The 25,640-nt window shown below is 36.9% G+C and carries 20 protein-coding genes and 2 riboswitches; of the genes, 16 read left to right on the plus strand and 4 right to left on the minus strand.

The features are described 5' to 3' along the window. Genes I3217_RS07115 through azu form a run of 3 tightly spaced genes read left to right on the plus strand, consistent with a single transcriptional unit; the run spans nt 1 to nt 3,007 of the window. Nucleotides 1-1,068, plus strand: coding sequence for a M20 family metallo-hydrolase (locus I3217_RS07115; RefSeq protein ID WP_435049056.1), 1,068 nt, complete (start codon nt 1-3; stop codon nt 1,066-1,068). Nucleotides 1,069-1,102: 34 nt separating this feature from the next. Continuing rightward, nucleotides 1,103-2,380: an argininosuccinate lyase gene (gene argH, locus I3217_RS07120; RefSeq protein ID WP_435049057.1), complete on the plus strand. Its 1,278-nt coding sequence runs from the start codon at nt 1,103-1,105 to the stop codon at nt 2,378-2,380. Between the two features lie 18 nt (nt 2,381-2,398). Beyond that, the gene (gene azu / locus I3217_RS07125; protein ID WP_435049058.1) at nt 2,399-3,007 is read left to right on the plus strand and encodes an azurin; all 609 of its coding nucleotides are present in this window, start codon (nt 2,399-2,401) and stop codon (nt 3,005-3,007) included. An 88-nt stretch (nt 3,008-3,095) separates the two neighbouring features. On the opposite strand, the gene leuB is transcribed toward azu, so the two are convergent. From leuB to I3217_RS07145, 4 genes are read right to left on the minus strand one after another with little or no spacing between them, the layout of a single operon-like run. Next, nucleotides 3,096-4,214, minus strand: coding sequence for a 3-isopropylmalate dehydrogenase (gene leuB / locus I3217_RS07130; RefSeq protein WP_435049059.1), 1,119 nt, complete (start codon nt 4,212-4,214; stop codon nt 3,096-3,098). A gap of 33 nt (nt 4,215-4,247) precedes the next feature. After that, complete coding sequence (leuD, locus tag I3217_RS07135; RefSeq protein ID WP_435049060.1) at nt 4,248-4,853, minus strand: 3-isopropylmalate dehydratase small subunit; 606 nt, start codon at nt 4,851-4,853, stop codon at nt 4,248-4,250. Between the two features lie 9 nt (nt 4,854-4,862). After that, on the minus strand, nt 4,863-6,236 hold the full coding sequence (leuC, locus tag I3217_RS07140) for a 3-isopropylmalate dehydratase large subunit (protein ID WP_435049061.1): 1,374 nt from the start codon (nt 6,234-6,236) through the stop codon (nt 4,863-4,865). Between the two features lie 57 nt (nt 6,237-6,293). Further along, nucleotides 6,294-7,469: a 2-isopropylmalate synthase gene (locus I3217_RS07145; protein WP_435049062.1), complete on the minus strand. Its 1,176-nt coding sequence runs from the start codon at nt 7,467-7,469 to the stop codon at nt 6,294-6,296. Between the two features lie 148 nt (nt 7,470-7,617). On the opposite strand from I3217_RS07145, the gene I3217_RS07150 reads away from it, so the two are divergent. The 13 genes from I3217_RS07150 (at nt 7,618) to I3217_RS07210 (ending at nt 25,396) form a co-directional block, all read left to right on the plus strand. Further along, nucleotides 7,618-9,171 carry a hypothetical protein gene (locus I3217_RS07150; RefSeq protein ID WP_435049063.1) on the plus strand — a complete coding sequence of 518 codons (1,554 nt, stop codon included), beginning with the start codon at nt 7,618-7,620 and terminating at the stop codon, nt 9,169-9,171. An 88-nt stretch (nt 9,172-9,259) separates the two neighbouring features. Then, a riboswitch (SAM riboswitch) is annotated at nt 9,260-9,383 on the plus strand. Nucleotides 9,384-9,741: 358 nt separating this feature from the next. Continuing rightward, nucleotides 9,742-13,140, plus strand: a complete 3,399-nt coding sequence (gene thrA, locus I3217_RS07155) for a bifunctional aspartate kinase/homoserine dehydrogenase I (RefSeq protein WP_435049064.1) — start codon at nt 9,742-9,744, stop codon at nt 13,138-13,140. Between the two features lie 7 nt (nt 13,141-13,147). Beyond that, on the plus strand, nt 13,148-14,314 hold the full coding sequence (locus I3217_RS07160; protein WP_435049065.1) for a trans-sulfuration enzyme family protein: 1,167 nt from the start codon (nt 13,148-13,150) through the stop codon (nt 14,312-14,314). Nucleotides 14,315-14,340: 26 nt separating this feature from the next. Further along, entirely contained in the window at nt 14,341-14,748 is a 408-nt protein-coding gene (locus I3217_RS07165; RefSeq protein ID WP_435049066.1) for an RrF2 family transcriptional regulator, read from the plus strand. A 112-nt stretch (nt 14,749-14,860) separates the two neighbouring features. After that, nucleotides 14,861-15,487, plus strand: a complete 627-nt coding sequence (locus I3217_RS07170; RefSeq protein WP_435049067.1) for a phosphoadenosine phosphosulfate reductase family protein — start codon at nt 14,861-14,863, stop codon at nt 15,485-15,487. Between the two features lie 12 nt (nt 15,488-15,499). Then, on the plus strand, nt 15,500-17,605 hold the full coding sequence (locus I3217_RS07175) for a HEPN domain-containing protein (protein WP_435049068.1): 2,106 nt from the start codon (nt 15,500-15,502) through the stop codon (nt 17,603-17,605). Beyond that, a complete protein-coding gene (gene cobA, locus I3217_RS07180; protein ID WP_435049069.1) occupies nt 17,592-18,374 on the plus strand; it encodes a uroporphyrinogen-III C-methyltransferase in 783 nt (260 codons plus the stop codon). Before I3217_RS07175 ends, cobA begins: the two co-directional genes overlap by 14 nt. Before the next feature lie 37 nt (nt 18,375-18,411). After that, nucleotides 18,412-19,461 carry an NAD(P)/FAD-dependent oxidoreductase gene (locus tag I3217_RS07185; RefSeq protein ID WP_435049070.1) on the plus strand — a complete coding sequence of 350 codons (1,050 nt, stop codon included), beginning with the start codon at nt 18,412-18,414 and terminating at the stop codon, nt 19,459-19,461. Between the two features lie 87 nt (nt 19,462-19,548). Next, nucleotides 19,549-20,319: a serine O-acetyltransferase EpsC gene (gene epsC, locus I3217_RS07190; protein WP_435049071.1), complete on the plus strand. Its 771-nt coding sequence runs from the start codon at nt 19,549-19,551 to the stop codon at nt 20,317-20,319. After that, on the plus strand, nt 20,312-21,205 hold the full coding sequence (gene cysM, locus I3217_RS07195; RefSeq protein ID WP_435049072.1) for a cysteine synthase CysM: 894 nt from the start codon (nt 20,312-20,314) through the stop codon (nt 21,203-21,205). Before epsC ends, cysM begins: the two co-directional genes overlap by 8 nt. A gap of 77 nt (nt 21,206-21,282) precedes the next feature. Next, nucleotides 21,283-21,400, plus strand: a riboswitch (SAM riboswitch). A 51-nt stretch (nt 21,401-21,451) separates the two neighbouring features. Further along, the gene (locus I3217_RS07200; RefSeq protein ID WP_435049073.1) at nt 21,452-22,459 is read left to right on the plus strand and encodes a homocysteine S-methyltransferase family protein; all 1,008 of its coding nucleotides are present in this window, start codon (nt 21,452-21,454) and stop codon (nt 22,457-22,459) included. 3 nt (nt 22,460-22,462) lie between these two features. After that, a complete protein-coding gene (metH, locus tag I3217_RS07205) occupies nt 22,463-25,138 on the plus strand; it encodes a methionine synthase (protein WP_435049074.1) in 2,676 nt (891 codons plus the stop codon). A gap of 9 nt (nt 25,139-25,147) precedes the next feature. Next, nucleotides 25,148-25,396, plus strand: coding sequence for a hypothetical protein (locus tag I3217_RS07210; RefSeq protein WP_435049075.1), 249 nt, complete (start codon nt 25,148-25,150; stop codon nt 25,394-25,396). Nucleotides 25,397-25,640: the final 244 nt, after the last annotated feature.

A 25,640-nucleotide genomic window follows, 5' to 3' on the forward strand; every position in this document is an offset into this window, starting at 1 on the left:
ATGACCCCAAAGGAATTAAAAGAAGAGGCGATAAATCTATTAAAGCAATTGATAAAAACTCAGTCCTTTTCTTCAGAAGAAGATCAGACCGCATTACATATAGAAGATTGGTTTAAGCGTTATAATATAGATTATAAGCGCACCCAAAATAACGTTTGGGCTGTCAATAAATATTTCGATGAGAGTAAGCCAACCTTATTGTTAAACTCACATCACGACACGGTAAAGCCTAACAGTGCTTATACTAAAGATCCGTTTAAAGCCATTGTTGAAGACGGTAAATTATACGGTTTAGGAAGTAATGATGCCGGAGGTTGTTTGGTGTCGTTAATAGCAGCCTTTACTCATTTTTATAATGCGGAAGATTTAAAATATAATTTAGTTATTGTCGCTTCCGCGGAAGAAGAAAGTAGTGGTCCAAACGGTTTAAATAGTATGCTGTCAATCATTCCTAAAGTGGATGTGGCGATAGTAGGTGAGCCAACTTTAATGAATCTGGCTGTTGCCGAAAAAGGTTTGGTGGTATTCGATGCAGTTGTTGCCGGAACACCGAGTCACGCCGCGCATCCAAACGATAATAATTCAATTTATAACACGATTGAAGTCTTACAATGGTTTAAAGATTTTAAGTTTGAAAAGACGTCTGAAGCTTTAGGAAATGTAAAATTAACAGTAACACAAATTAATGCGGGGTCGCAACATAATGTCGTGCCAGGGCATGTCGATTTAGTAATTGATGTTCGTGTAAATGATGCCTATAGCAATGCTGAAATTGCTGAAATTTTACAAACGCAATCGCCTTGTACAAGCATTAAACCAAGAAGTCTGCGCTTGAATTCGTCATGTATTCCTTTAGATCATCCATTGGTTAAAGAAGGAGTGGCTATGGGAAGAACAACATACGGGTCGCCAACTTTATCAGATCAGGCGGTGTTAAGTTGTCCGTCGTTAAAATTAGGGCCAGGAGATAGTACGCGTTCGCATTCGGCCGATGAATTTATTTATCTGCATGAAATAGAAGAAGGAATAGAGATTTATATAGAATTGTTGAATCGTGTGATTGTTTAAACGATTTAGAGAATTAACAAATAAATTATAGAAGATGAAACTTTGGGATAAAGGCATATCAATCGATAAAAAAATAGAACAGTTTACTGTTGGGAACGATAGAGAAATAGATATTCATATTGCGAAATACGATGTGATAGCATCTAAAGCGCACGCAAAAATGCTTCATAAGATTGGGATTTTAACCACAATAGAATTAGAGCAATTACTTGGCGGTTTAGATCTTTTAGCGAATGAAATTGAAGCAGGCGAATTTGTTATTGATGAGCAGTTTGAAGATGTGCATTCGAAAATAGAATATGAGCTGACAAAAACTTTAGGCGAAGTCGGTAAAAAAATACATACAGCCAGGTCGAGAAACGATCAGGTTTTAGTGGCACTTCAGTTGTATTACAAAGAAGAATTAAAAGAAGTAAAGGCGAAAACAAAAGTTTTATTCGACACGCTTTTAGAATTAGCAGAAACCTATAAAGACAACCTGTTGCCAGGCTATACGCATTTACAGGTGGCTATGCCATCGTCTTTTGGTTTATGGTTTTCAGCTTATGCAGAATTGTTAATTGACGATGTGTATATGTTGGATGCGGCGTCTAAAATAGTAGATCAAAATCCGTTAGGGTCGGCTGCTGGTTATGGAAGTTCGTTCCCAATAGATCGCGAATTTACTACGAATGAAATGGAATTTGCTACGTTAAAATATAATGTGGTTGCGGCGCAAATGAGTCGTGGTAAAAGCGAACGGACCATTGCAGCTTCTTTAGGAAGTCTGGGAAATACCCTGGCACGCTTTGCAATGGACGTTTGTCTGTATATGAGTCAGAACTTCGGATTTATCTCATTTCCGGACGAATTAACTACAGGAAGTAGTATAATGCCTCATAAAAAGAATCCAGATGTATTCGAATTAATTCGTGGAAAGTGTAATAAGATACAAGCCCTGCAATCAGAAATGGTACTTATAACCAATAATCTACCAAGTGGATACCATAGGGATTATCAGCTGTTAAAGGAAAATGTGATTCAGGCTTTTGAAGACATAAAAGTCGTGTTAGATATTTTTAGTTTTTCTATTGCTCAGATTAAAGTTAAGGATATTAATCTGGAGGATGATAAATACAAATTCCTGTTTACAGTAGATAATATAAATACCTTAGTAGTAGATGGAATGTCGTTTAGAGACGCTTATAAAAAGATTGGAGGCGAAGTAGAAGCCGGGACATATACGCCAGATACATCTAAGAAACATACGCATCTTGGAAGTATTCATAATTTGGGATTAACTGAAATAAGTCGTAAATTTCCTAAAGAATAACCATTAAAACCCGCTATTATGAAATATTCAAATTTAGCCGTAGTAGTTTTGTCTTCTTTTTTATTTCTGAATTGTGGAGGAAAGGAAGAAAAGAAAAAGCCTTTTTCCTATGAAACAACGCCTGAAGCTACTATGGAAGAAACAACTACAAACTCTAGTTCCGAATTGGAAACTCATTCTGAGACTGATGCAAGTATGACTGAAAGTGTCACTGCAGACTCAACTGCAGTAGAAAGCAGTGAAACAGCTGTAATGGTGGCTGATATTATGATTCATGGAGATGATAAAATGATGTTCGATTTGAAAGAAATTAAAGTAAAACAAGGACAGAATGTAAAACTGACCTTGATGCATACCGGGAAAATGGCTAAAAATGTCATGGGACACAATTTTGTACTTTTAAAGCAAGGTGTAAACATGGCTAAATTTGCCGGTCTGGCAGCCTCTGCGGCGGCGACCGATTATGTTCCGGAAGGCACAGAAGATGTAATCGCGCATACTAAATTATTAGGAGGAGGGGAAACCGATGTTATCGAATTTCCGGCTCCAGCACCAGGAACTTACGAGTTTTTGTGTAGTTTTCCAGGGCATTACGCGCTTATGAAAGGAAAATTTATTGTAGAGTAATATTTTAAAATACTACAAATTAAAAAGGTCTTATAACTCAGTTATAAGACCTTTTTTAGTAAACAAATAATATATAAAAAATCTAAGATTAAATTATCGTGGATTGTCCTAAGTGGATGTTAGAGAAGTTGTGATTAGAATCTTTAGGATTGCTAATAAAATCTTCGATAAAATCTCCAACTTTAGACGTCGTAATGTTGTTGTATTTGCTGTTTAAATCAGGCGTTGTAATGTGTAACGCTAAGGATTTGTCTACAGCGGTTCTTATCAGATCAGCTTCGTCATTTAAATCGAAATGATCCAGTAGTAAAGCTGCCGATAAAATTGAAGCAATCGGGTTGGCAATACCTTTGCCTGTAGCCTGAGGGAATGAGCCGTGAATAGGTTCAAACATGGCGTGCTTTTCGCCAACCGATGCCGAGGCTAAAAGGCCTATAGAGCCACCTATAACACTGGCTTCATCACTAATAATGTCTCCAAACATGTTTTCTGTAAGAATTACATCAAATTGTTTCGGGTTTAATATCATCTGCATGGCTGCATTATCCACGAAAAGAAAATCTAATTCAACGTCTTTGTACTCTTCTGCTACTTCCTTAACTACTTTACGCCATAAACGCGATGTTTCCAATACATTGGCTTTATCTACTAAAGTTAATTTTTTGCGTCTGGATTGTGCGTTTTTAAAAGCCAAATGTGCGATGCGTTCAATTTCTTCTCTAGAATATTCACATAAATCAGAGGCAGAATTACCATCTTCACTGGTAGATTTTTGTCCGAAGTAGATGCCTCCTGTTAACTCGCGATAAATACTGATATCTGTTCCTTTAATAATGTCTTTCTTTAAAGGTGATTTATCTAATAGTGTGTCGTATGCTTTTACCGGGCGTATGTTCGCAAAAAGGCCCAAGGCTTTTCTCAATTTAAGAAGGCCTTGTTCCGGACGAACTTTAGCCGATGGATCGTTGTCATATTTTGGGTCGCCAATGGCACCAAAAAGTAAAGCATCGGTGCTTTTACATAATTCCAAAGTAGCTTCCGGTAAAGGATCTCCGGTTTCATCTATGGCGATAGCACCAACCGGTGCGTATTTAAAATTGAAAGTATGATCGAATTCCAAAGCAATAGCTTTAAGAACTTTTATGGCTTGGGTAGTAACTTCTGGTCCTATTCCGTCTCCTGCTAATACTGCTATATCTAGTTTCATAGGTTAATATTTTTTAATTGCTTTTCGGCAAGTTTAATTTTCTATTGCGATGTTTTCTGCTTTAGCTTCAAAAGCTAAAATATCATCTTTTTTGCTTAATAAATAATCAATATCATCATATCCGTTGAGTAAGCAGGTTTTTTTATAGGGATCGATATCGAAACTTTCCGAAAAGTCTGTGTCTTTTATGGAAATGGTTTGCTGTTCTAAATTAACACTTATTATGGTTTCTGGGTTAGATTTTATATGCGAAAAAAGAGTTTTTAAAAATTCGGCAGAAACCTGTACCGGTAGAAGCCCATTGTTTAAGGCATTTCCTTTAAATATATCTGCAAAAAAACTAGATACTATAACTTTAAAACCATAACCGGCAAGCGCCCAGGCAGCATGTTCGCGACTCGAGCCACAACCAAAATTATCTCCGGCAACCAGAATACTTCCTAGGTAAGTCGTGTCGTTTAAAACAAAATCTGTATTTAAATCACCGTTTTTTGAAAACCTCCAGTCTCTGAAAACGTTATCTCCAAAACCTTGTTTGTCTGTAGCCTTAAGGAAACGCGCAGGTATAATCTGGTCTGTATCTATATTTTCTATGTCTAATGGAATGGCTCTGGATTGAAATGTTGTAAACTTTTCCATTTAGTTTAATTATTTAGTAATGTCAATAATTTTTCCTTCTACGGCAGTTGCTGCAGCCACTAACGGACTAGCTAAAATGGTTCTGGCTCCTTGTCCTTGTCGACCTTCAAAATTTCTGTTTGAAGTAGAAACGCAGTATTCGTTTTGCGGAATTTTGTCTTCGTTCATTGCCAGACAGGCCGAACACCCTGGTTGTCTTAACTCAAAACCAGCTGCTGTAAAAATATCCTTTAAACCTTCTTCGATAATCTGAGATTCTACTAGTTTACTTCCGGGAACTAACCAGGCTGTAACATTTGGGGCTTTGTGTTTTCCTTTTATGTATTGGGCCGCAATACGAAAATCTTCGATTCTTGAATTTGTACAGCTGCCAATAAAGACGTAGTTAATAGGTTTGTTTATTAAAGATTCTCCTTTTTTAAAGTCCATATACTTTAAAGACTTTTCGAAAGAAGCATCATCTGAATTTGGAATATGTTCTGAAATTTTTATTCCCATTCCAGGGTTAGTTCCATAGGTTACCATAGGTTCGATGTCTGCTGCATCGAAAGTATATTCTTTGTCGAATACTGCACCTTGGTCTGTAGGGAGCGTTTTCCAATAGGCTACCATTTTTTCGAATTCTTCGCCTTTAGGTGCAAATTCACGACCTTCAACATAATCAAAGGTAGTCTGGTCCGGAGCAATCATACCGCCACGGGCACCCATTTCTATACTCATGTTACAAACGGTCATACGGCCTTCCATACTCATGTTTTCAAAAACATCCCCTGCATATTCACAGAAATATCCTGTTCCGGCATTGGTTCCTATTTTAGAGATAATGTATAATATAACATCTTTAGGAAGTACACCTGGTTTTAAAGCGCCATTTACCGTTACACGAAGACTTTTAGGTTTTGTTAAAAGTAAGCACTGACTAGCAAAAACTTGAGCAACCTGACTGGTACCTATTCCAAAAGCAATAGTTCCAAATGCACCATGAGTAGAGGTATGACTGTCTCCACATACGATGGTCATCCCAGGTTGTGTGATACCTAATTCGGGAGCCATAACGTGCACTATTCCATTGTATTTGTGACCTAATTCAAATAGTGTGATTCCGTTTTCGGTACAGTTTTTTGATAGCTGCTCAAGCTGATGTCTAGAAAGTGAATCTTGTATTGGTAAATGTTGATTTATAGTTGGTGTATTATGATCTGCTGTAGCAACAATTTGGTCCGGTCTGAAAACAGGAATGTTTCTATCCTTAAGCTCGTTAAATGCTTGCGGACTTGTTACTTCATGTATTAAATGTTTATCGATGTACAATATTTGCGGACCGTTTTCAATAGAATCGACCACATGTGCATCCCAAACTTTATCGAATAATGTTTTTTTCATTTAAATGTTGTTTTGCTATACAAGGTTAAACCTTGTATAGGCTTTAATGCTTTTTAGTTAAGCTGAAATAATTTGTTTGTAAACGCTGCTGGTTTCAATAATTACATGTATATCCTCATCGTTAACCTCTTTCTTTTTGTCTGCAAAATCAAGGAAGTTGGCATACACTTCATCTAATTGAAGTTTTGTTAATTCGTATCCTATATTTTTTGCTCTGTAGGCCAAGGCAGCTCGGCCGCTACGTGCGGTTAAAACTATGGCAGACTCGGTAACTCCTACATCTTTAGGGTCCATGATTTCGTAAGTTTCGCGGTTTTTAATTACACCGTCCTGATGAATTCCTGAACTATGAGCAAATGCATTAGCACCAACAATTGCCTTGTTTGGCTGAGTATGGATACCCATATGTTCAATTACCAACTGGCTCATGCCGTATAATAAAGAGGTGTTAATATTAGTGTCTAATTTTAAAGACGGATGTTGCTTTAAAATCATAACTACTTCTTCTAATGCTGTGTTTCCAGCGCGCTCACCGATACCGTTTATAGTACACTCAATTTGTCGGGCTCCGTTAATAACACCTTCAATAGAGTTAGCCGTTGCCAATCCTAAATCGTTATGGCAGTGGCAGGATAAAATGGCTTTATCTATGCCTTTTACGTTTTCTTTAAGGTATTTTATTTTGGCGCCGTATTCGTTAGGCAGACAATAGCCTGTAGTGTCTGGAATGTTTAATACGGTTGCACCAGCTTTTATAACATCTTCACAAACTCGAGCTAAATAATCATTATCTGTTCTACCGGCATCTTCGGCGTAAAATTCTACGTCTTCGGTAAATGTTTTGGCGTAGCGCACGGCTCTAACAGCACGTTCAATTATAGCATCGCGATTGGAATTAAACTTGTATTTTATATGGGAGTCGGAGGTTCCGATACCAGTATGTATTCTCGATTTTTTAGCATGACGTAACGCTTCTCCTGCAACTTTAATGTCGTTCTCTACCGATCTTGTAAGTCCGCAAACAGTAGCGTTCTTTACAAGTTTAGAAATAGCTTCGACAGAAGCAAAATCTCCCGGACTTGACACAGGAAAACCAGCTTCTATAACGTCAACTCCCAGAAGGTCAAGTTTTTCAGCAATTATTAATTTTTGCTCCTTGTTTAACTTACAACCCGGGACCTGCTCGCCATCACGTAGCGTCGTGTCAAATATTTGAATGTTAGTATGCGACATTTATCTAAATATATTTTCTTATTGTCTTACGAATTTATATTTTGGTTTTGTTTAAGAAAGACCTCATAACGTAATTTTTACGATGTTTAAAAGCATTTTTAATTATTTAGACGTCTAAAAATCAATTACTTACAATATTTATTATTTGATGATAAAGGATCAAAAAGATAATTTGTTTTTACTGGTAAAGTCATTAACAAAGTCTGAAAAAAGACAGTTTAAACTCTATGTGGGACGATTGGGTGTAAATGCCGATTCAAAGTTTTTAAATCTGTTTAATATTTTAGATAAATTACAGGTATACGACGAAGATTTTATACTAAAACATGGAGATATTAAAAAGCAACAGCTGGCCAATGTTAAGGCGCATTTGTATAAACAAATTTTAATTAGTTTAAAATTAAATCCGTCGCATCAGAATATCAGATCTCAGATTCGGGAGCAGTTGGATTTTGCTTCTATTTTGTATCATAAAGGGTTATATAAACAAAGTTTGAAAATCCTTGACAAGTCAAAGGAAATAGCCATACAGAATGAAGAGAAGAATCTGGCTTACGAAATAGTAGAATTCGAAAAGCTAATAGAGTCTCAGTACATAACCCGAAGTATAAGCGGACGTGCCGATGAGCTTACCATCCAGGCTAAGGAATTAAGTGCCTTAAATGTAATAGCGAGTAAATTGTCTAATTTATCTTTACAGCTTTACGGTTTGTTTTTAAAGACGGGATATGCCCGCAATGAAGCTGAAGCCGAGGAAATTTCGACCTATTTTTATAAAAGACTACCAAAATACGATATTTCCAAACTGGGATTTCGGGAAAAGCTTTGGTTAAATAAAGCCTATTTATGGTATAGCTTTTTAATGCAGGATTTTAAAAACTGTTATAAGTACGCTTCTAAATGGGTGGAGTTGTTCTACGACAATCCCAACATGATTAACCTGAATCCCGTGTTCTTTTTAAAGGGGAACAATTATTTGCTTGAGGCTTTATTTTATGTGCAAAGACGAGATAAGTTTGAAAAATGCTTGATACGCTTGGAAGATATGATTAACAGCAAAACGTTTCATAAAGACGAAAATGTAGAAGCGCTTGCCTTTCTGTACCTTAATTTAAATAAACTAAACCTTCATTTTATAGACGGTACTTTCGATGCAGGTTTAAGTTTAATTCCAAAAATCGAAAAAGAGCTTAAACTATACACTAATAGAATTGACGAGCATCATACTATGACATTCTATTATAAATTTGCCAGTTTGCATTTTGGGTCTGGTAATAATAAAGAATGCATAGGGTATTTGGATAAGATTATTTCCAATAAATCGTTGTCTATGCGAGAGGATTTATTGTGTTTTTCCAGAGTATTAAATTTAGTAGCGCATTACGAAGCTGGTCTAGACTATCATATAGAAACCCTGTTAAAAAGCACCTATAAATTTTTAATCAAAATGAATGATCTCCACGAGGTGCAAAAGGAAATGATTAAATTTATAAAGGGTTTGCAGGATGTGTTTCCTCAAGACATAAAAAAAGCGTTTATAAAATTAAGGGATACCTTAAAAATGTATGAAGATCACCCTTACGAACGCCGAGCCTTTTTGTATCTGGATATTATTTCATGGCTTGAAAGTAAGATAGAAAATGAGCCGGTAGGCAAAATCATTCGCGATAAATATTTGGCGCGACAAGATGTTGTAAATTAAATAAATCAGAAAAAAAAGACGAAATAATTTGGAAAATCAACTTTTCTAATTGAATATTTGCACTCACAAAGTTCAATACAATATTGAAATGTTATCAAGAAAGGTGGAGGGAATAGACCCGCAGAAACCTTAGCAACCCTTTAACTTATAAAGAAGGTGCTAAATTCTACTTAAAAACCGATTCATTTATTGGGGATTTAGATAGATAACAAACAAAATTACAGCGGTAATTTTATATTTTCTTTTTAACATTTTTCTATTAAGTACATCTGTATAGATGCATTTTGACTTTTGGTTTTAATTTTTTTATTAACTCAAAAAGTAAGAAAAATGAATGTGCTAAGCATTTTAAATCAGGTAAAAATAACCTGTGAAAAATTAACTCAAATCTCAGTTTTAAAAACTGAGGAAAGCTGCTTTAAAGAAAAGAGTCTGTTTTGGATGTTTAAAATATTCAAAATGGAATCTCTTTTATTTTACACCTTTTATACCCGTAAAGTAGCAGGAAATCCTATTCAAATTTATTAATTTTAAGTTTCACAATCTCGTAGCTTTAATAGATATAGCGACATGAAAAATCTAGAATTTATTCAATTCGATTCATATACAACTCTTAGTGGTGCAGAACTGCCAATTCAACTGTCGTATCAGGTGTTTGGAAAGCCACTACACGAAGCGCCAATAGTTCTTGTAAACCATGCTTTAACCGGAAATAGCGATGTGGCCGGGCAAAGTGGCTGGTGGAAAGATTTAATTGGTGACGATAGAATTATTGATACTAAAAAGTTTACTGTATTAGCCTTTAATATTCCGGGTAACGGCTACGATGGGTTTATTATTGAAAACTATAAAGACTTTGTAGCCCGCGACGTAGCAAATATTTTTTTAAGAGGCCTTAAAGCCTTAAAAATTGAGAGGTTATTTGCCATGATTGGCGGATCGCTTGGTGGTGGAATAGCCTGGGAAATGGCAGTTTTAAATCCGACGCTGGCAGAGAACCTGGTTGTAGTTGCTACCGACTGGAAATCGACGGACTGGTTAATTGCTAATTGCCAGATTCAGGAGCAGTTTTTAACTAATTCCAATAATCCGGTTCACGATGCGCGTATGCATGCCATGTTGTGTTACAGAACACCTAAATCGTTTAAAGAACGCTTCCACAGAAGTAAAAATGAAGATCTCGAAATTTTTAATGTAGAGAGCTGGTTATTACATCATGGTAATAAATTACAGGAGCGTTTTCAGCTATCGGCATATAAATTGATGAACCAGTTGCTAAAAACCATTGATGTAACTAAAGACAGACCTGGCGATGTAGATGTCCTAGACATTATAAAATCGAATATTGCCATTATTGGGGTAGATTCAGACTTGTTTTTTACAGCTGAAGAAAACCGCGAAACACAAAAGAAATTAGCATTAAGCCATCCTAATGTAACGTATAACGAGATACATTCAGATCATGGTCATGATGCATTTTTAATAGAATTCGATCAATTAGAAAAGATAGTAGAAGGCATATTTAAGCCTGAATTAAAATATAAACGCATGAAAGTTTTAAAGTTTGGAGGGAAATCTCTGGCGAATGGAGAAGGGTTAGAGACTGTTCTTGATATAATAGAAAATAAAGTAAAGAACGATGAAAAAATCACTGTAGTGTTATCTGCAAGAGGCAATACTACAGACGATCTGGAACTTATTTTAGCTAAGGCTAAAGCAGGAGAGTCTTATAAAAAAGAACTTGAAGCCTTTAAAGCTTACCAAATAGCGCCTTACCCAGCCATTGATTTATCGGAAGAGTTTTCTATACTCGATAAAGTATTTGGTGGCGTAAAATTGCTTGGCGATTACAGCGAAAAAATTAAGGATGAAGTTTTGGCTCAAGGCGAATTAATGTCGGTAAAACTGGTTTCAGAATTATTAAGACAACGCGGTGTAAAAGCTCATGCTACAGACTCCAGACAATTAATTAAGACAGATAACACTTTTGGAAATGCGCAGCCTAATACCAAGTTATCTAAAGAGAATGTCTTAAAACATTATAAAACTTATAATGGAGGCACAGTAAATGTGGTTACTGGATTTATCGCATCCAATCAGGATAATAATACTACAACCTTAGGACGAAACGGTAGTAATTACACTGCCTCTTTACTGGCAAATTTTTTAGATGCCGAAGAGTTACAGAACTATACTCATGTAAACGGTATTTATACTGCTAATCCAGACTTAGTGCCAGATGCCAAAAAGATAGAACGTTTAACGTTTGCAGAAGCGAACGAACTCGCAAACTTCGGAACGACAGTTTTACACGCAAAAACAATAATCCCGTTGTTGGAAAAGAATATTGCTTTGCGTATTTTAAATACGTTTAACAGCGAAGATCAGGGGACCTTAATAACCGCTAAAACAGATTCAAAAGGTATAAAGTCGCTTTCTGTTTTAGATAATGTAGCCTTAATAAATCTGGAAGGTCGTGGTTTACTTGGAAAAGTTGGGGTAGATGCCCGGGTATTTAAAACTTTAGGAGCAAATAATATTAGTGTAAGTATTATTTCTCAAGGTTCTTCCGAACGTGGTTTGGGACTGGTTGTCGATGCCGATAATGCTGCAAAAGCGGTAGTGGCTTTAGAACGCGAATTTGAAACAGATTTCTATGTTCAGGATGTAAATAAAATTGGAATTATAGACGATGTTGCTGTAATTTCTATTGTAGGTCAGGATTTAAGTACATTTCATAAACCATTTAATGCCTTAATTAAAAACCAGATTGTTCCGTTATTATTCAATAATACTATAACAGGGGAGAATGTGAGTTTGGTGGTTAGAAAAACGGAATTGCATAAAGCTCTTAATGTTATTCACGGGGAGATTTTCGGAATTTCTAAAAAAATTAATTTGGCAATTTTTGGGCATGGTCTGGTAGGTGGCACTTTAATTGATCAGATAATAGCATCCGCCGATGATATTGAAAAGCGTAAAGGTGTTAAACTTAATATTTTCGCGATTGCAAATTCTCGCAAAGCACTGTTTAATAAAAACGGAGCTGATGAAAACTGGCGTGAAGCAATCAACGAAAAAGGAAAAGCTTACGATTTCGAGAGTTTAATAGCTTACACTAAAAAGCATCACCTTGAGAATTTAATCGCTATAGATAACACAGCAAGTTCGGCTTTTGTGGAACATTATATTCCTCTGGTAGAACATGGTTTCGATTTAGTGTCGTCTAATAAAATAGCAAATACTATAGATTTTAAATTTTACAGTGATTTGCGTAAGGCTCTGGATAAAAATCAGAAAAAATATTTATACGAAACTAATGTAGGTGCTGGCTTGCCTTTAATAGATACCATTAAATTACTGCATTTATCGGGAGAAAATATTACTAAAATCAGAGGGGTATTTTCCGGATCTTTAAGTTATTTATTCAATAATTATTCGGTAAAAGACGAGCCGTTTTCAAAAATACTTCAGGAGGCGGTAGATAAAGGATTTACAGAACCGGATCCAAGAGAGGATTTGTGCGGGAATGACGTAGCACGTAAATTGTTAATTTTAGCCAGAGAACTGGATTTACATAACGAGATTGAAGATGTCGATATTCAGAATTTAATTCCGGAACCTTTGCGAGATATTGATGCAGCTACCTTTTTACAATCTTTCGCTGAAATGGATGAATTGTACAAAGGCATAAAGTCCGAGCAGAAACCAGGACATGTATTGAGATATATCGGAGATTTACATGGTAATTTAGCCGATGAAAACGGGGCTAAATTAGAAGTAAAGCTGGTTTCGGTTCCTGAAAGTTCTCCTTTAGGAGCTTTAAAAGGATCGGATTCCATTTTTGAAATTTATACAGAATCATATGGCGATCAGCCAGTCGTAATTCAGGGAGCCGGTGCGGGAGCAGCAGTAACAGCTCGCGGGGTGTTTGGAGATATATTACGATTAACAGAAAAAAATATTTAAGAAGATCATGAAAGAAAATCATTTCGAGACCGAAGCTATTCGTACGCAAACAGAACGTTCGCAGTTTTTAGAGCATTCTACACCTTTATATTTAAGTTCAAGTTTTGTTTTTGAAGATGCAGAAGATATGCGAGCTTCGTTTACCGAGGAGAAGGAACGAAATATCTATAGCCGGTTTACAAACCCGAATACCTCTGAATTTGTTGAGAAAATGTGCAAACTGGAAGGGGCTGAGAGCGGATATGCTTTTGCAACAGGAATGGCAGCAGTATTTTCAACTTTTGCAGCTCTGTTAAACAGTGGCGATCATATTGTGTCCTGTAGTTCGGTGTTTGGGTCTACGCATACGCTTTTTACCAAATACCTTCCAAAATGGAATATCGAAACCTCTTATTTTAATGTTAAGGATGTAGATAAAATTGAAAGCTTAATTCAACCAAATACAAAGATATTGTATGCTGAAAGCCCGACGAATCCAGCGGTAGATATTTTAGATCTGGAGGTTTTGGGAGCGATAGCTAAAAAACATAACTTATTATTGGTTATCGATAATTGCTTTGCAACGCCTTACATTCAAAATCCTATAAAATTCGGAGCTGATATCGTATTGCATTCAGCAACAAAATTAATCGATGGCCAAGGTCGTGTATTGGGTGGTGTGGCTGTAGGACGCGCTGACTTAATTAGAGAAATTTACCTGTTTTCAAGAAATACAGGTCCGGCGTTATCGCCTTTTAATGCCTGGGTATTGTCTAAAAGTTTAGAAACCTTACCGGTTAGAGTAGAGAAGCATTGCGAAAATGCAGTTAAAGTAGCCGAGTTTTTAGAACAGCACGATAAGGTATCGTTTGTGAAATATCCGTTTCTGAAATCGCATCCGCAATACGAAACGGCCAAAAAGCAAATGAGACTTGGAGGTAATATAATTGCTTTTGAAGTAAAAGGAGGGGTGGAAGCTGGCCGTGTATTTTTAAACCGAATAAAAGTACTGTCGTTATCGGCTAATTTAGGAGATACGAGAACCATAGTTACGCATCCGGCATCGACAACACATAGTAAGTTGAGTACTGAAGATCGATTGGAAACAGGAATCAGTGACGGATTGGTAAGAATATCGATAGGATTAGAGCATACTGATGATATTATAGCAGATTTAAATCAGGCCTTGAATTAAATCTAAAAAAAAGTATATTTGTTTCTATGCTCTCAAAGAAAACAAAATACGGACTTAAGGCACTTATCTATTTAGCACGGCAGGAATCTAATACGCCTGTGCAGATAAGTGCCATTTCAAAAAGTGAGAATATTTCACAGAAATTTTTAGAAAGTATCCTTTTAACCTTGCGAAAAATGGGGGTTTTAGGCTCTAAAAAAGGAAAAAACGGAGGGTATTATCTGTTAAAATCACCGGAAGATATAAAAATGTCTCTGGTAATGCGCACTTTAGAAGGACCTATAGCTATGGTACCTTGCGTAAGTTTAAACTTTTATGAAAAGTGTGATGATTGCCCTGATGAAACCCTTTGTGGCGTGCATAAATTAATGATAGAGGTTAGGGATCAGACACTTGAAATCTTCAATAACAAGTCTTTAGCTGATTTAATTTAAGAAAAGTTTTCCCGATTTAGTTTGGATTATTTAGATTCTTGATATACTTTTGTTTTAAAATCTACTAATCCGATAGGAATAACGGAAATAGTGTTTAAAAGAAGAATGCCTTATGTTGGATAGTACAATAAACATAGCTTACTGGAATGAGCAGTTACGAGGTAAAACTCCAGATGAAATTATAGACTGGGCCTTGGCCCTGACAGACGAACGTATAGTAACTACCAGTTTTGGGGTTTATAGTTCGGTGCTTTTAAGCACTTTCGCCAGGAAGGATGAGAATATCAAAGTAATCTGGTGCGACACGCTATTTAATACACCAGAGACCTACCAGCACGCAAAGAAATTAATTACAGATTATAACTTAAATGTAAAGCGTTATACACCTTTACAGGAAAAGTCAGAAATAGATGCTACTATTGGCATCCCGGAAGTAACCAGCCCCCAACATGCCTTATTTACCGAAGTTGTAAAACTGGAACCTTTTAGAAGGGCTTTGGAAGAGGAGAATCCAAAATTGTGGTTTACCAATATTAGAGTAAGACAAACAGAATACCGAAAGTCTAAGGATATTTTAAGCTTTAGTAAAGAAGGAATTTTAAAAGTGAGTCCGTTTTATTATTGGTCAGACAAGGATTTAGATGCTTATATCGAAGCCCATGATTTGCCTAAAAATCAGTTTTATTTCGATCCGACTAAAGCATTACAAAACCGAGAGTGTGGAATACACTTTCAATAAACGAAAAAAATCATGCAAAGTTTTAGAACAGAAATAGAAAACCCGGTTGTAGAGAAGGATATTATCGAATTAGAAAAGAAAATTCGCTTATTCCACCAGGGACGTATTGCCGATGAAGGATTTCGAAGTTTACGCTTGGCGCGAGGTATTTACGGTCAGCGTCAGCAAGGCGTGCAAATGATTCGTATTAAGTTGCCTTATGGAAAAGTGACTTCTAAACAATTGTTGAGAATTTCTGATGTTTCCGATGAATATTCTACAGGGCGATTGCATATTACGACACGTCAGGATATCCAAATTCATTATGTGAGTTTGGATGATACTCCGGAATTATGGGCTAAACTGGAACAGGACGATGTTACTTTGCGGGAAGCTTGCGGGAATACAGTAAGAAATGTAACTGCTAGTGAAACTGCGGGTATAGACCCGAACGAACCATTTGATGTTACACCTTATGCGCATGCAGCATTCGAGTTTTTCTTGAGAAATCCGATTTGTCAGGAAATGGGACGAAAGTTTAAAATGTCGTTTTCATCATCCGATGCAGATACAGCATTAAGTTACATTCACGATCTTGGTTTTATACCTAAAATTAAAGATGGGGAACGCGGGTTTAAAGTGTTGTTAGGTGGCGGTTTAGGGTCTCAGCCTAGAAATGCCGATGTGATTTACGAGTTTTTACCGAGTTATAAAATCATTCCGCTTATAGAAAGTGTATTGCGCATTTTCGACAGGCATGGTGAACGCGCGCGTCGTATGAAAGCGCGTATGAAATTCTTAATTAAAGACGAAGGTCTGGATAAGTTTTTAGAACTGGTAGAAGCCGAGCAAAAGGCCTTGTCAAATCAGGAAGTACATATCGCTGTTTCAGAGGAGCAGATTTTCATTCCGGAATTTAAAATTCCACAGGTTAACATTGAAGATGAAAAGGAGTATGATACCTGGAAAAAACTGAATGTTATTCCTCAAAAACAATCTGGTTTGTTTGCTGTAGGAATAAAAGTAAAGCTTGGCGATTTTTATACAGATAAAGCTCGGAAACTGGCAGCTTTAATTAGAGATTATGCTGCAGATGAATTGCGATTTTCATTAAGACAAAACATTTTGATTCGACACGTAAAGGAAGAATTATTACCGTTTTTCTATCAGGAATTAAAAGCCTTAGGGTTTACAGAAGCCGGTTATAATTCAACTTTAGATATAACTGCCTGTCCGGGAACAGATACCTGTAATTTAGGAATTGCAAGTAGTACCGGAATGGCTACTGAGTTGGAGCGTGTATTGATTCAGGAATATCCGGAGTACCAGGATAATAAGGAAGTAACTATAAAAATAAGTGGATGTATGAATGCCTGTGGACAACATAATATGGCGCATATTGGTTTTCAGGGCATGTCCATACGTACAAAAGATAAACTGGTTGCTCCCGCTGTACAGGTGCTTTTGGGCGGTGGTGTTTTAGGAAATGGAGAAGGGCGCTTTGCCGATAAAGTGATTAAGTTACCTTCAAAACGAGGACCGCAGGCTTTACGATTAATTCTGGATGATTTTAAGGAAAACGGAAATCCGGGAGAATCATTTTTGGAGTATTACGACCGTAAGGAGGGACAAAAATATTTTTATAATTTTTTAGTAGCCTTATCCGACACTGATAATTTACAAGCCAGTGATTTTATAGACTGGGGGACTAACGAAGAATACAAGCAGGAAGTTGGAGTAGGAGAATGTGCGGGAGTGGTAATAGATTTGGTTGCTACATTATTATTGGAGGCTAAAGAGAAAGTAGAAAAGGCAGAAGAGGCGTTTAATGCAGGACAATGGTCAGATGCTATTTATTATGCTTATACAGGGCAGGTGAATGGGGCTAAAGCCTTATTGCTGGCAGAAGATAAGAAAACCAATTCTCAGGCTAATATTATTAATTTGTTTGATGAAACTTTTATAGATACTAATAAAATTAAGTTACCTGAAGCAGGTAGTTTTTCAGATTTCATTTATCAAATAAATAAAAATGAGCCAGACGAGGCTTTTGCAACCACATATTTAAATCAAACCAAAGCTTTCTTTAACACCATTGAAGTTTTTAGAACACATGAATTAGTCTATGCAAACAACTAACAACATACCAAAATTAACGGTTGTAGGTGCAGGACCGGGCGATCCGGAGCTAATTACACTTAAGGCAATTAACGCGATAGCGTCTGCCGATGTAATTTTGTACGATGCACTTATAAATGTTGACTTGCTTAAATACGCTTCACCCACTTCGGAAGTGATTTTTGTAGGGAAACGCAAGGGATGTTACGCCTATCAGCAGGAGCAGATTAATCAGCTTATCGTGCAACGGGCAAAAAGCTTTGGGCATGTGGTTCGGTTAAAAGGAGGAGATTCTTTTGTGTTTGGCAGAGGAGCAGAAGAAATTGATTATGCAAAATCTTTTAATTTACAGGTAGATGTGGTACCAGGGATATCGTCGGCTTTGGCTGTGCCAGCCAGTCAAGGAATTCCATTAACAAAACGTGGTGTATCTGAAAGCTTCTGGGTTATTACAGGAACAACGAAGCACCATAAAGTGTCGAATGATATTGCTCTGGCGGCAAAATCGACCGCGACTGTTGTGATTTTGATGGGGATGAGTAAACTGGAAAATATTGTTGCCCTATATATTCAGGAGGGTAAAAAGCAACTTCCGGTAGCTATAATTCAAAACGGAACCTGTGAAAACGAAGCTGTAGGAATAGGAACTATAGAAACGATTCTTCAGGTTGTTGAGGATAAGCAGTTAAGTTCGCCAGCCATAATTATTATTGGCGAGGTCGTTGCAGAACGGACAGGTTTAGACCGTATTAAAAGAGAAGTATTAGAGTTATCCAACTCACATAAATAAACTATTAAATAGCTATTACAGCAAAATTGAATTTAAAATGATAAAGACAGATATATTAATAATTGGAGCAGGACCTACAGGATTATTTACCGTTTTTGAGGCAGGATTGTTAAAGTTAAAATGTCATTTAATAGATGCTTTACCACAGCCAGGAGGGCAGTGTTCAGAGTTGTATCCTAAAAAACCAATTTATGATATTCCGGGATTTCCGGAAGTGTTGGCGGGCGATTTAACCAATAATTTACTGGAACAAGGAAAGCAATTCGAGCCGGGATTTACTTTAGGTGAGCGTGCAGAAACTATCGAAAAGCAGGAAGACGGTTCGTTTATTGTAACCACAAATAAGGGAACAAAACACCAGGCTCCAGTGGTAGCTATAGCAGGAGGTTTAGGATCTTTCGAGCCAAGAAAGCCTTTAATAGAGGGTATTGAAAATTATGAAGAAAAAGGGGTAGACTATTTTATTAAAGATCCGGAGAAATTCAGAAATAAGCGTGTAGTAATTTCCGGAGGAGGCGATTCTGCATTAGACTGGAGTATCTTTTTAGCCGATGTTGCTTCAGAAGTGACATTGATTCACAGACGTAATGAGTTTAGAGGGGCTTTAGATTCGGTAGAGAAAGTACAGGAGCTTAAGTTGCTGGGGAAAATTAATATGGTAACTCCTGCAGAGGTTACAGGTGTGCATGGAAAAGAGCATGTAGAAGCGATTACTGTTACGAAAGGGGATGAACAATTTAATATTGAAACCGATTATTTTATTCCGCTTTTTGGATTATCGCCAAAATTAGGCCCAATTGGAAATTGGGGACTGGAAATAGAAAAGAATGCCATAAAAGTAGATACTGTAGATTATCAAACCAATATACCAGGAATTTTTGCTATTGGAGACGTAAATACTTACGAAGGAAAATTGAAACTTATATTATGTGGTTTCCACGAAGCAACTTTAATGTGCCAGTCTGCCTATAAAATTATTAATCCGGGGAAAAAATATGTGCTTAAATATACTACTGTAAGTGGAATAGATGGTTTTGATGGTTCCCGTAAGGAAGCTCCGAAAGCCGTAGTTCAGGCCATCGTATAAATTAACATTGGGTATTATATGGTTTAAAAAATAGATTGTAAATTAGTTGTTTACTTTGAATAATATATTAATCTATTAGGTGCAATTATGACCGAAAACTCCAAATTACAGGATAAGCTGGTTTCCAAAACATATAATGTCCGCATAAAGGATACAATTGAAACATTTACAAAACATTTGTATTATGTGTTGTTCGATGACGAGCCGGCTTCCGAACTTCAGCATTTAGAGACTTTGTTTTTAGATATGACAAGAAAGCTTGACGTGGAAGGTGCTTTTAAAATCTGGGAAGCTTTTAAATTTAAATTGCCAAGTATTCGCAGGCGGTTGGATCTGGATGCGATTGCGATAGAACAGCACGATCCGGCAGCCAGAAGTCTGGAAGAAGTTTACCTGGCTTATCCCGGCTTTTATGCTATTGCCATTTACAGATTGAGCCATGAGTTATTCGAATTAAACCTGCCTATTATTCCAAGAATGATGAGTGAATATGCTCATGGTGTTACAGGGACGGATATACATCCCGGGGCTAAAATAGGTGATTCCTTTTTTATAGATCATGCTACAGGAATTGTAATAGGTGAAACTTCGGTAATTAAAAATAACGTCAAGATTTATCAGGGGGTAACTCTGGGGGGAATTCAGATTAAAAAAAGTTTATCAGCTACAAAGCGCCATCCTACCATAGAAAATAATGTAATTATTTATGCGAATGCTACAATTTTGGGAGGAGATGTCGTAATAGGCGCTAATAGTATTATTGGTGCAAATGTATGTGTTACTGTATCCATTCCGGAGAATTCAATTCTTACATATCAAAAGGAATTTAAAATAAGATCCCGAAATAATAATGATTAAATCTCAGTCCATTTTAGATCAGATTGGAAATACGCCTTTAGTAGAAGTAAAACATTTACATGATAATCCTAAGGTGCGATTGTTTTTAAAATTAGAAGGTAATAATCCGGGAGGAAGTGTAAAAGACAGGCCTGCATTTAATATGATTGATGCAGCTCTAACACGTGGTGATATTAAAAAAGGAGATACACTGGTTGAAGCTACTAGTGGAAATACAGGAATAGCTTTGGCTTTAATAGCTCAGTTATTGGGCTTAAACATGGTGCTTATTATGCCTGAGAATTCAACCGAAGAACGCATAAAAACCATGCGGGCATATGGTGCAGAACTTATTTTAACCCCATCTGAGGTAGGAATAGAAGGAGCCCGGGATCTGGCTATAAAATTGCATAAAGAAAAAGGGTATTTTATACTAAATCAGTTTTCTAACCCCGATAACTGGAAAGCACATTACAAGACCACAGGTCCCGAAATCTGGGAGGCAACAAATGGAGAGATTACACATTTCGTTTCTGCTATGGGAACAACCGGAACTATTATGGGCGTGTCTACTTTTTTAAAAGAACAAAATAAAAATATTACTATCGTTGGTGCTCAGCCAACAGATGAGGCGAAAATTCCGGGAATACGAAAATGGCCGGAAGCCTATTTGCCTGAAATATTTGATAAAACTAAAGTCGATCAGGTTGTTGAGGTTAGTGAAGCCGATGCCAAACTAACGACACAAAGATTAGCTAAAGAAGAAGGTGTTTTCGGAGGCATGAGTAGTGGAGGGGCTGTAGCCAGTGCTCTTAAAATTATAGAGGGTTTAGAAGAAGGTGTGGTTGTGGCGATTATTTGCGATCGTGGTGATCGGTATTTATCTTCTTCGTTATTTGAGGATTAGCAATTAATGTTGATTATAATGAGGAAATTATAAAATTATTACTTTACTTTGCAGCTTAGTTCATAATTATATTGATTTCGTTATCACGAAAGGCAGAGGGAATAGACCCGGTGAAGCCTTAGCAACCCTTTACCACATTTAAAGAAGGTGCTACATTCTACTCGATGAATCCACTTTCAAAGGGGCAGATAACCCAAGAAAAATTTCCTTTCTTTCCTGATGACATATTGATAATAAACATCAAACATGTCAAACATACAACAAGCTTTACAGGAACGCATTTTAGTACTCGATGGTGCTATGGGTACCATGTTGCAGCGTTATAAATTCACCGAAGCAGATTTTCGTGGTGAACGTTTTAGAGATTATCCAACGCCATTACAGGGAAATAACGACTTATTGTCTATTACTCAGCCGCAGGCTATAAAAGAAATTCATGCCAAATATTTTGAAGCAGGAGCCGATATCGTTGAGACCAATACGTTTTCGGGAACAACAATCGCTATGGCTGATTATCAGATGGAAGATTTGGTGTATGAGTTGAATTATGAATCGGCGAAAATAGCCAAGGAAGTAGCTGATGAGTTCACCACTAAAGAGCCGCATAAACCACGTTTTGTAGCAGGGTCTATCGGACCAACAAATCGTACCGCAAGTATGTCTCCAGATGTAAATGATCCTGGATATCGTGCTGTAACGTTTGATGAATTACGTATTGCGTACAAACAGCAGGTTGAAGCTTTATTAGATGGTGGAGCCGATTTATTGTTAGTAGAAACTGTATTCGATACCTTAAATGCCAAAGCCGCATTATTTGCTATTGAAGAGGTAAAGGAAGAACGTAATATTGATGTTCCTGTAATGCTAAGCGGGACGATTACCGATGCTTCAGGAAGAACCTTGTCTGGGCAAACAGCAGAAGCTTTTTTAATTTCAGTGTCTCATATTCCGTTATTATCTATTGGGTTTAACTGTGCTTTAGGAGCAAATTTATTACAGCCGCATTTAGAGGCGATTGCTAATAAAACCGATTTTGCGATTTCGGCACACCCTAATGCTGGGTTACCAAATGCTTTTGGAGAATACGATGAATCTCCTGAAGAAATGGGTGAGCAGATTGAAGAATACTTAAAGAAAAATTTAATAAACATAATTGGTGGATGTTGCGGAACCACACCGGAACATATTAAAGTTATTGCAGATTTAGCTGCAAAATACAAACCAAGAAAAGCAGTTGAAATAGCGACACTTTAATCGATGAAAGTAAAGCAAACAAAATATATGAAGCTGTCTGGTTTAGAACCATTGGTTTTAAACGAAAACAGTAATTTTATAAATGTAGGAGAGCGAACAAATGTAGCAGGGTCTCGAAAATTTCTTCGCTTAATTAAAGAAGAAAAATTCGACGAAGCCTTAGATATTGCACGTCACCAGGTAGATGGTGGTGCGCAAATTGTCGATATTAATATGGATGACGGATTGATAGATGGCAAGGAATCTATGGTGCGTTTTCTTAATTTAATTGCCGCTGAACCCGATATTTCCCGAGTTCCCATGATGATTGATAGTTCAAAATGGGAAATTATAGAAGCTGGTTTACAGGTCGTGCAGGGGAAATGTGTGGTAAATTCCATTTCCTTAAAAGAAGGTGAAGAAAAATTTATTTGGGAAGCCAAGCAAATTAAACGTTACGGGGCTGCAGTTATCGTTATGGCGTTTGATGAGGTTGGTCAGGCTGATAATTACGAACGTCGTATAGAAATTGCCAAACGAAGCTATGATGTTTTGGTAAATAAAGTAGGCTTTCCCTCTGAAGATATTATTTTCGACTTAAATATATTTCCGGTTGCTACCGGAATGGAAGAACACCGCAAAAATGCGATAGATTTTATTGAAGCTACACGTTGGGTACGTGAGAATTTGGAGAATGTAAGTGTGAGTGGTGGTGTGAGTAATGTGTCGTTCTCATTCAGAGGAAACGATACCGTTCGTGAAGCGATGCACTCGGTATTTTTATACCATGCCATTCAGGCGGGAATGAATATGGGAATTGTTAATCCGACCATGTTGGAAGTTTACGACGATATCCCTAAAGATTTATTAGAACATGTTGAAGACGTTATTTTAGATCGTCGTGATGATGCAACAGAACGATTATTAGACTTCGCTGAAACGGTAAAAGGTACAAAAGCAGAAAAAACAGTCGATTTATCATGGCGTGAAAATCCGGTTCAGGATCGTATTACCCATGCTTTGGTTAAAGGTATTGATGCCTTCATTATTGAAGATGTTGAAGCTGCCAGATTAGAGTCTGAAAAACCAATCGATGTTATAGAAGGTCACTTAATGATTGGTATGAATGTGGTTGGGGACTTGTTTGGTGCCGGTAAAATGTTCTTGCCTCAGGTCGTAAAATCGGCACGTGTTATGAAGAAAGCTGTGGCGTATTTAAATCCGTTTATTGAAGCTGAAAAGTCTGAAGAATCAGAGCCTGTAGGTAAGGTGTTGATGGCAACAGTAAAGGGTGATGTTCACGATATTGGAAAAAATATTGTGAGTGTGGTACTGGCTTGTAACAACTACGAAATTATCGATCTAGGGGTTATGGTGCCACCAGAAAAAATTATTGAAACCGCCATTAAAGAACGTGTTGATGCTATTGGACTTTCAGGTTTAATTACACCGTCGCTTGACGAAATGGTGTATTTGGCGAAAGAAATGCAACGTGAAAATTTTAATGTACCCTTGTTAATTGGTGGGGCAACAACATCAAAAGCCCATACAGCCGTAAAAATTGATCCGCAATACACAAACGCGGTGGTGCATGTTAATGATGCATCCCGTGCAGTAACTGTTGTTGGTGATTTATTAAATAAGAAAACATCGAACGAATACGTTGCAAAACTTAAAAAGGATTATGATGAATTCCGTGAAAAGTTCTTAAAACGCGGAAAAGAGAAATCGTATATTTCTATCGAAGAAGCACGTAAACGTAAATATAAAATTGACTGGGATAAAGCAGAAATTGTAAAACCTAAGGAATTAGGTGTTCAAATGTTGAAGCAATTAAGTTTGAAAGAACTAGTGCCTTATATCGATTGGAGCCCATTTTTTAGAAGTTGGGATTTACACGGTAAATTCCCGGATATTTTAACCGATGAAGTCGTTGGTGAGCAGGCTTCAATTATGTACAAGGAAGCTCAGGATATGATAGAAGAAATCATTGCGAAGCAACTTTTAAAACCTAAAGCGGTATTCGGATTATTTGAGGCGAATAGTATTAATGATGATGATATTTCGGTTCAGAAGAAAGGAAAAGAAGTAGCGGTATTCAGAACCTTGCGTCAGCAGTTAAGTAAGCGTGAAGGGATTCCAAACCATGCTTTAGCTGATTTTATTGCACCAAAAGACAGCGGAAAAACCGATTATATAGGTGCGTTTTGTGTTGGGATTTTTGGTGCTCAGGAATTAGCTGACGATTATAGAGCAAAAGGAGATGATTACAACGGGATTATGGCGCAAGCTATCGCCGATCGTTTTGCTGAAGCTTTCGCCGAATATTTACACAAGCAAATTAGAACGAAGCATTGGGGTTATGCTGTAGATGAAGATTTAACCAACGACGATTTAATTAAGGAAAGTTATAAAGGTATTCGTCCGGCGCCAGGTTATCCGGCGTGTCCAGACCATTTAGAAAAGGAAACCATTTGGGAACTGTTAGATGTTGAAAAGATTATTGGTGTTAAACTTACCGAGAGTTTAGCGATGTGGCCGGCGGCAGCTGTTTCGGGGTATTATTTTGCAAATCCTGAAGCGAAATACTTCGGTTTAGGGAAAATTACCGACGATCAGGTAACCGATTATGCTAACCGAAAAGGAATAGATAAAGCTAAAGCCGATAAATGGTTGCATCCAAATATTGCAGAAGAATAGATTAAGATTATGACTGTCGACTTTATAGAATTATCTTTAGGTAGCCATGTGATTTCTCATGGATACGATTCAGAAAATCAGGAGACTATGGAACATGTAGAAGTAGAAGGGTTTTCTAAAAAAGTCATTGCAATATCTCGAATAAAATCAGTGAGTGAAAAATACATTCTAACGGATTATACAGACGGACGATGGATTTACTGGGAATATGAAGAAGATTACGACTATGTAAAGAAATTGTTGGTTAGTCTGCGTTGATTTTTAAGATGTATGTGTTTTAAGTCAACGAGATTGGAAGAATAGTCGATTTTTAAATAAGTTAAAAAACTGGAGAAAGTTAACAATTTGTTTTACTTTCTCTAATAATTAAAACTCAAAGAAATAAGAAGTTTGCATAAAAAGTAAAGATGAAACGATTAAGTATAGAAGTTAAATTCTTCTTACAGCTTTTAATGCTCACAGTATCTGCTTTAACAGTAGCTTATTTCTTGTAATATAGGAT

This window comes from Formosa sp. S-31 (assembly GCF_051172795.1).
Lineage (GTDB): Bacteria > Bacteroidota > Bacteroidia > Flavobacteriales > Flavobacteriaceae > Formosa.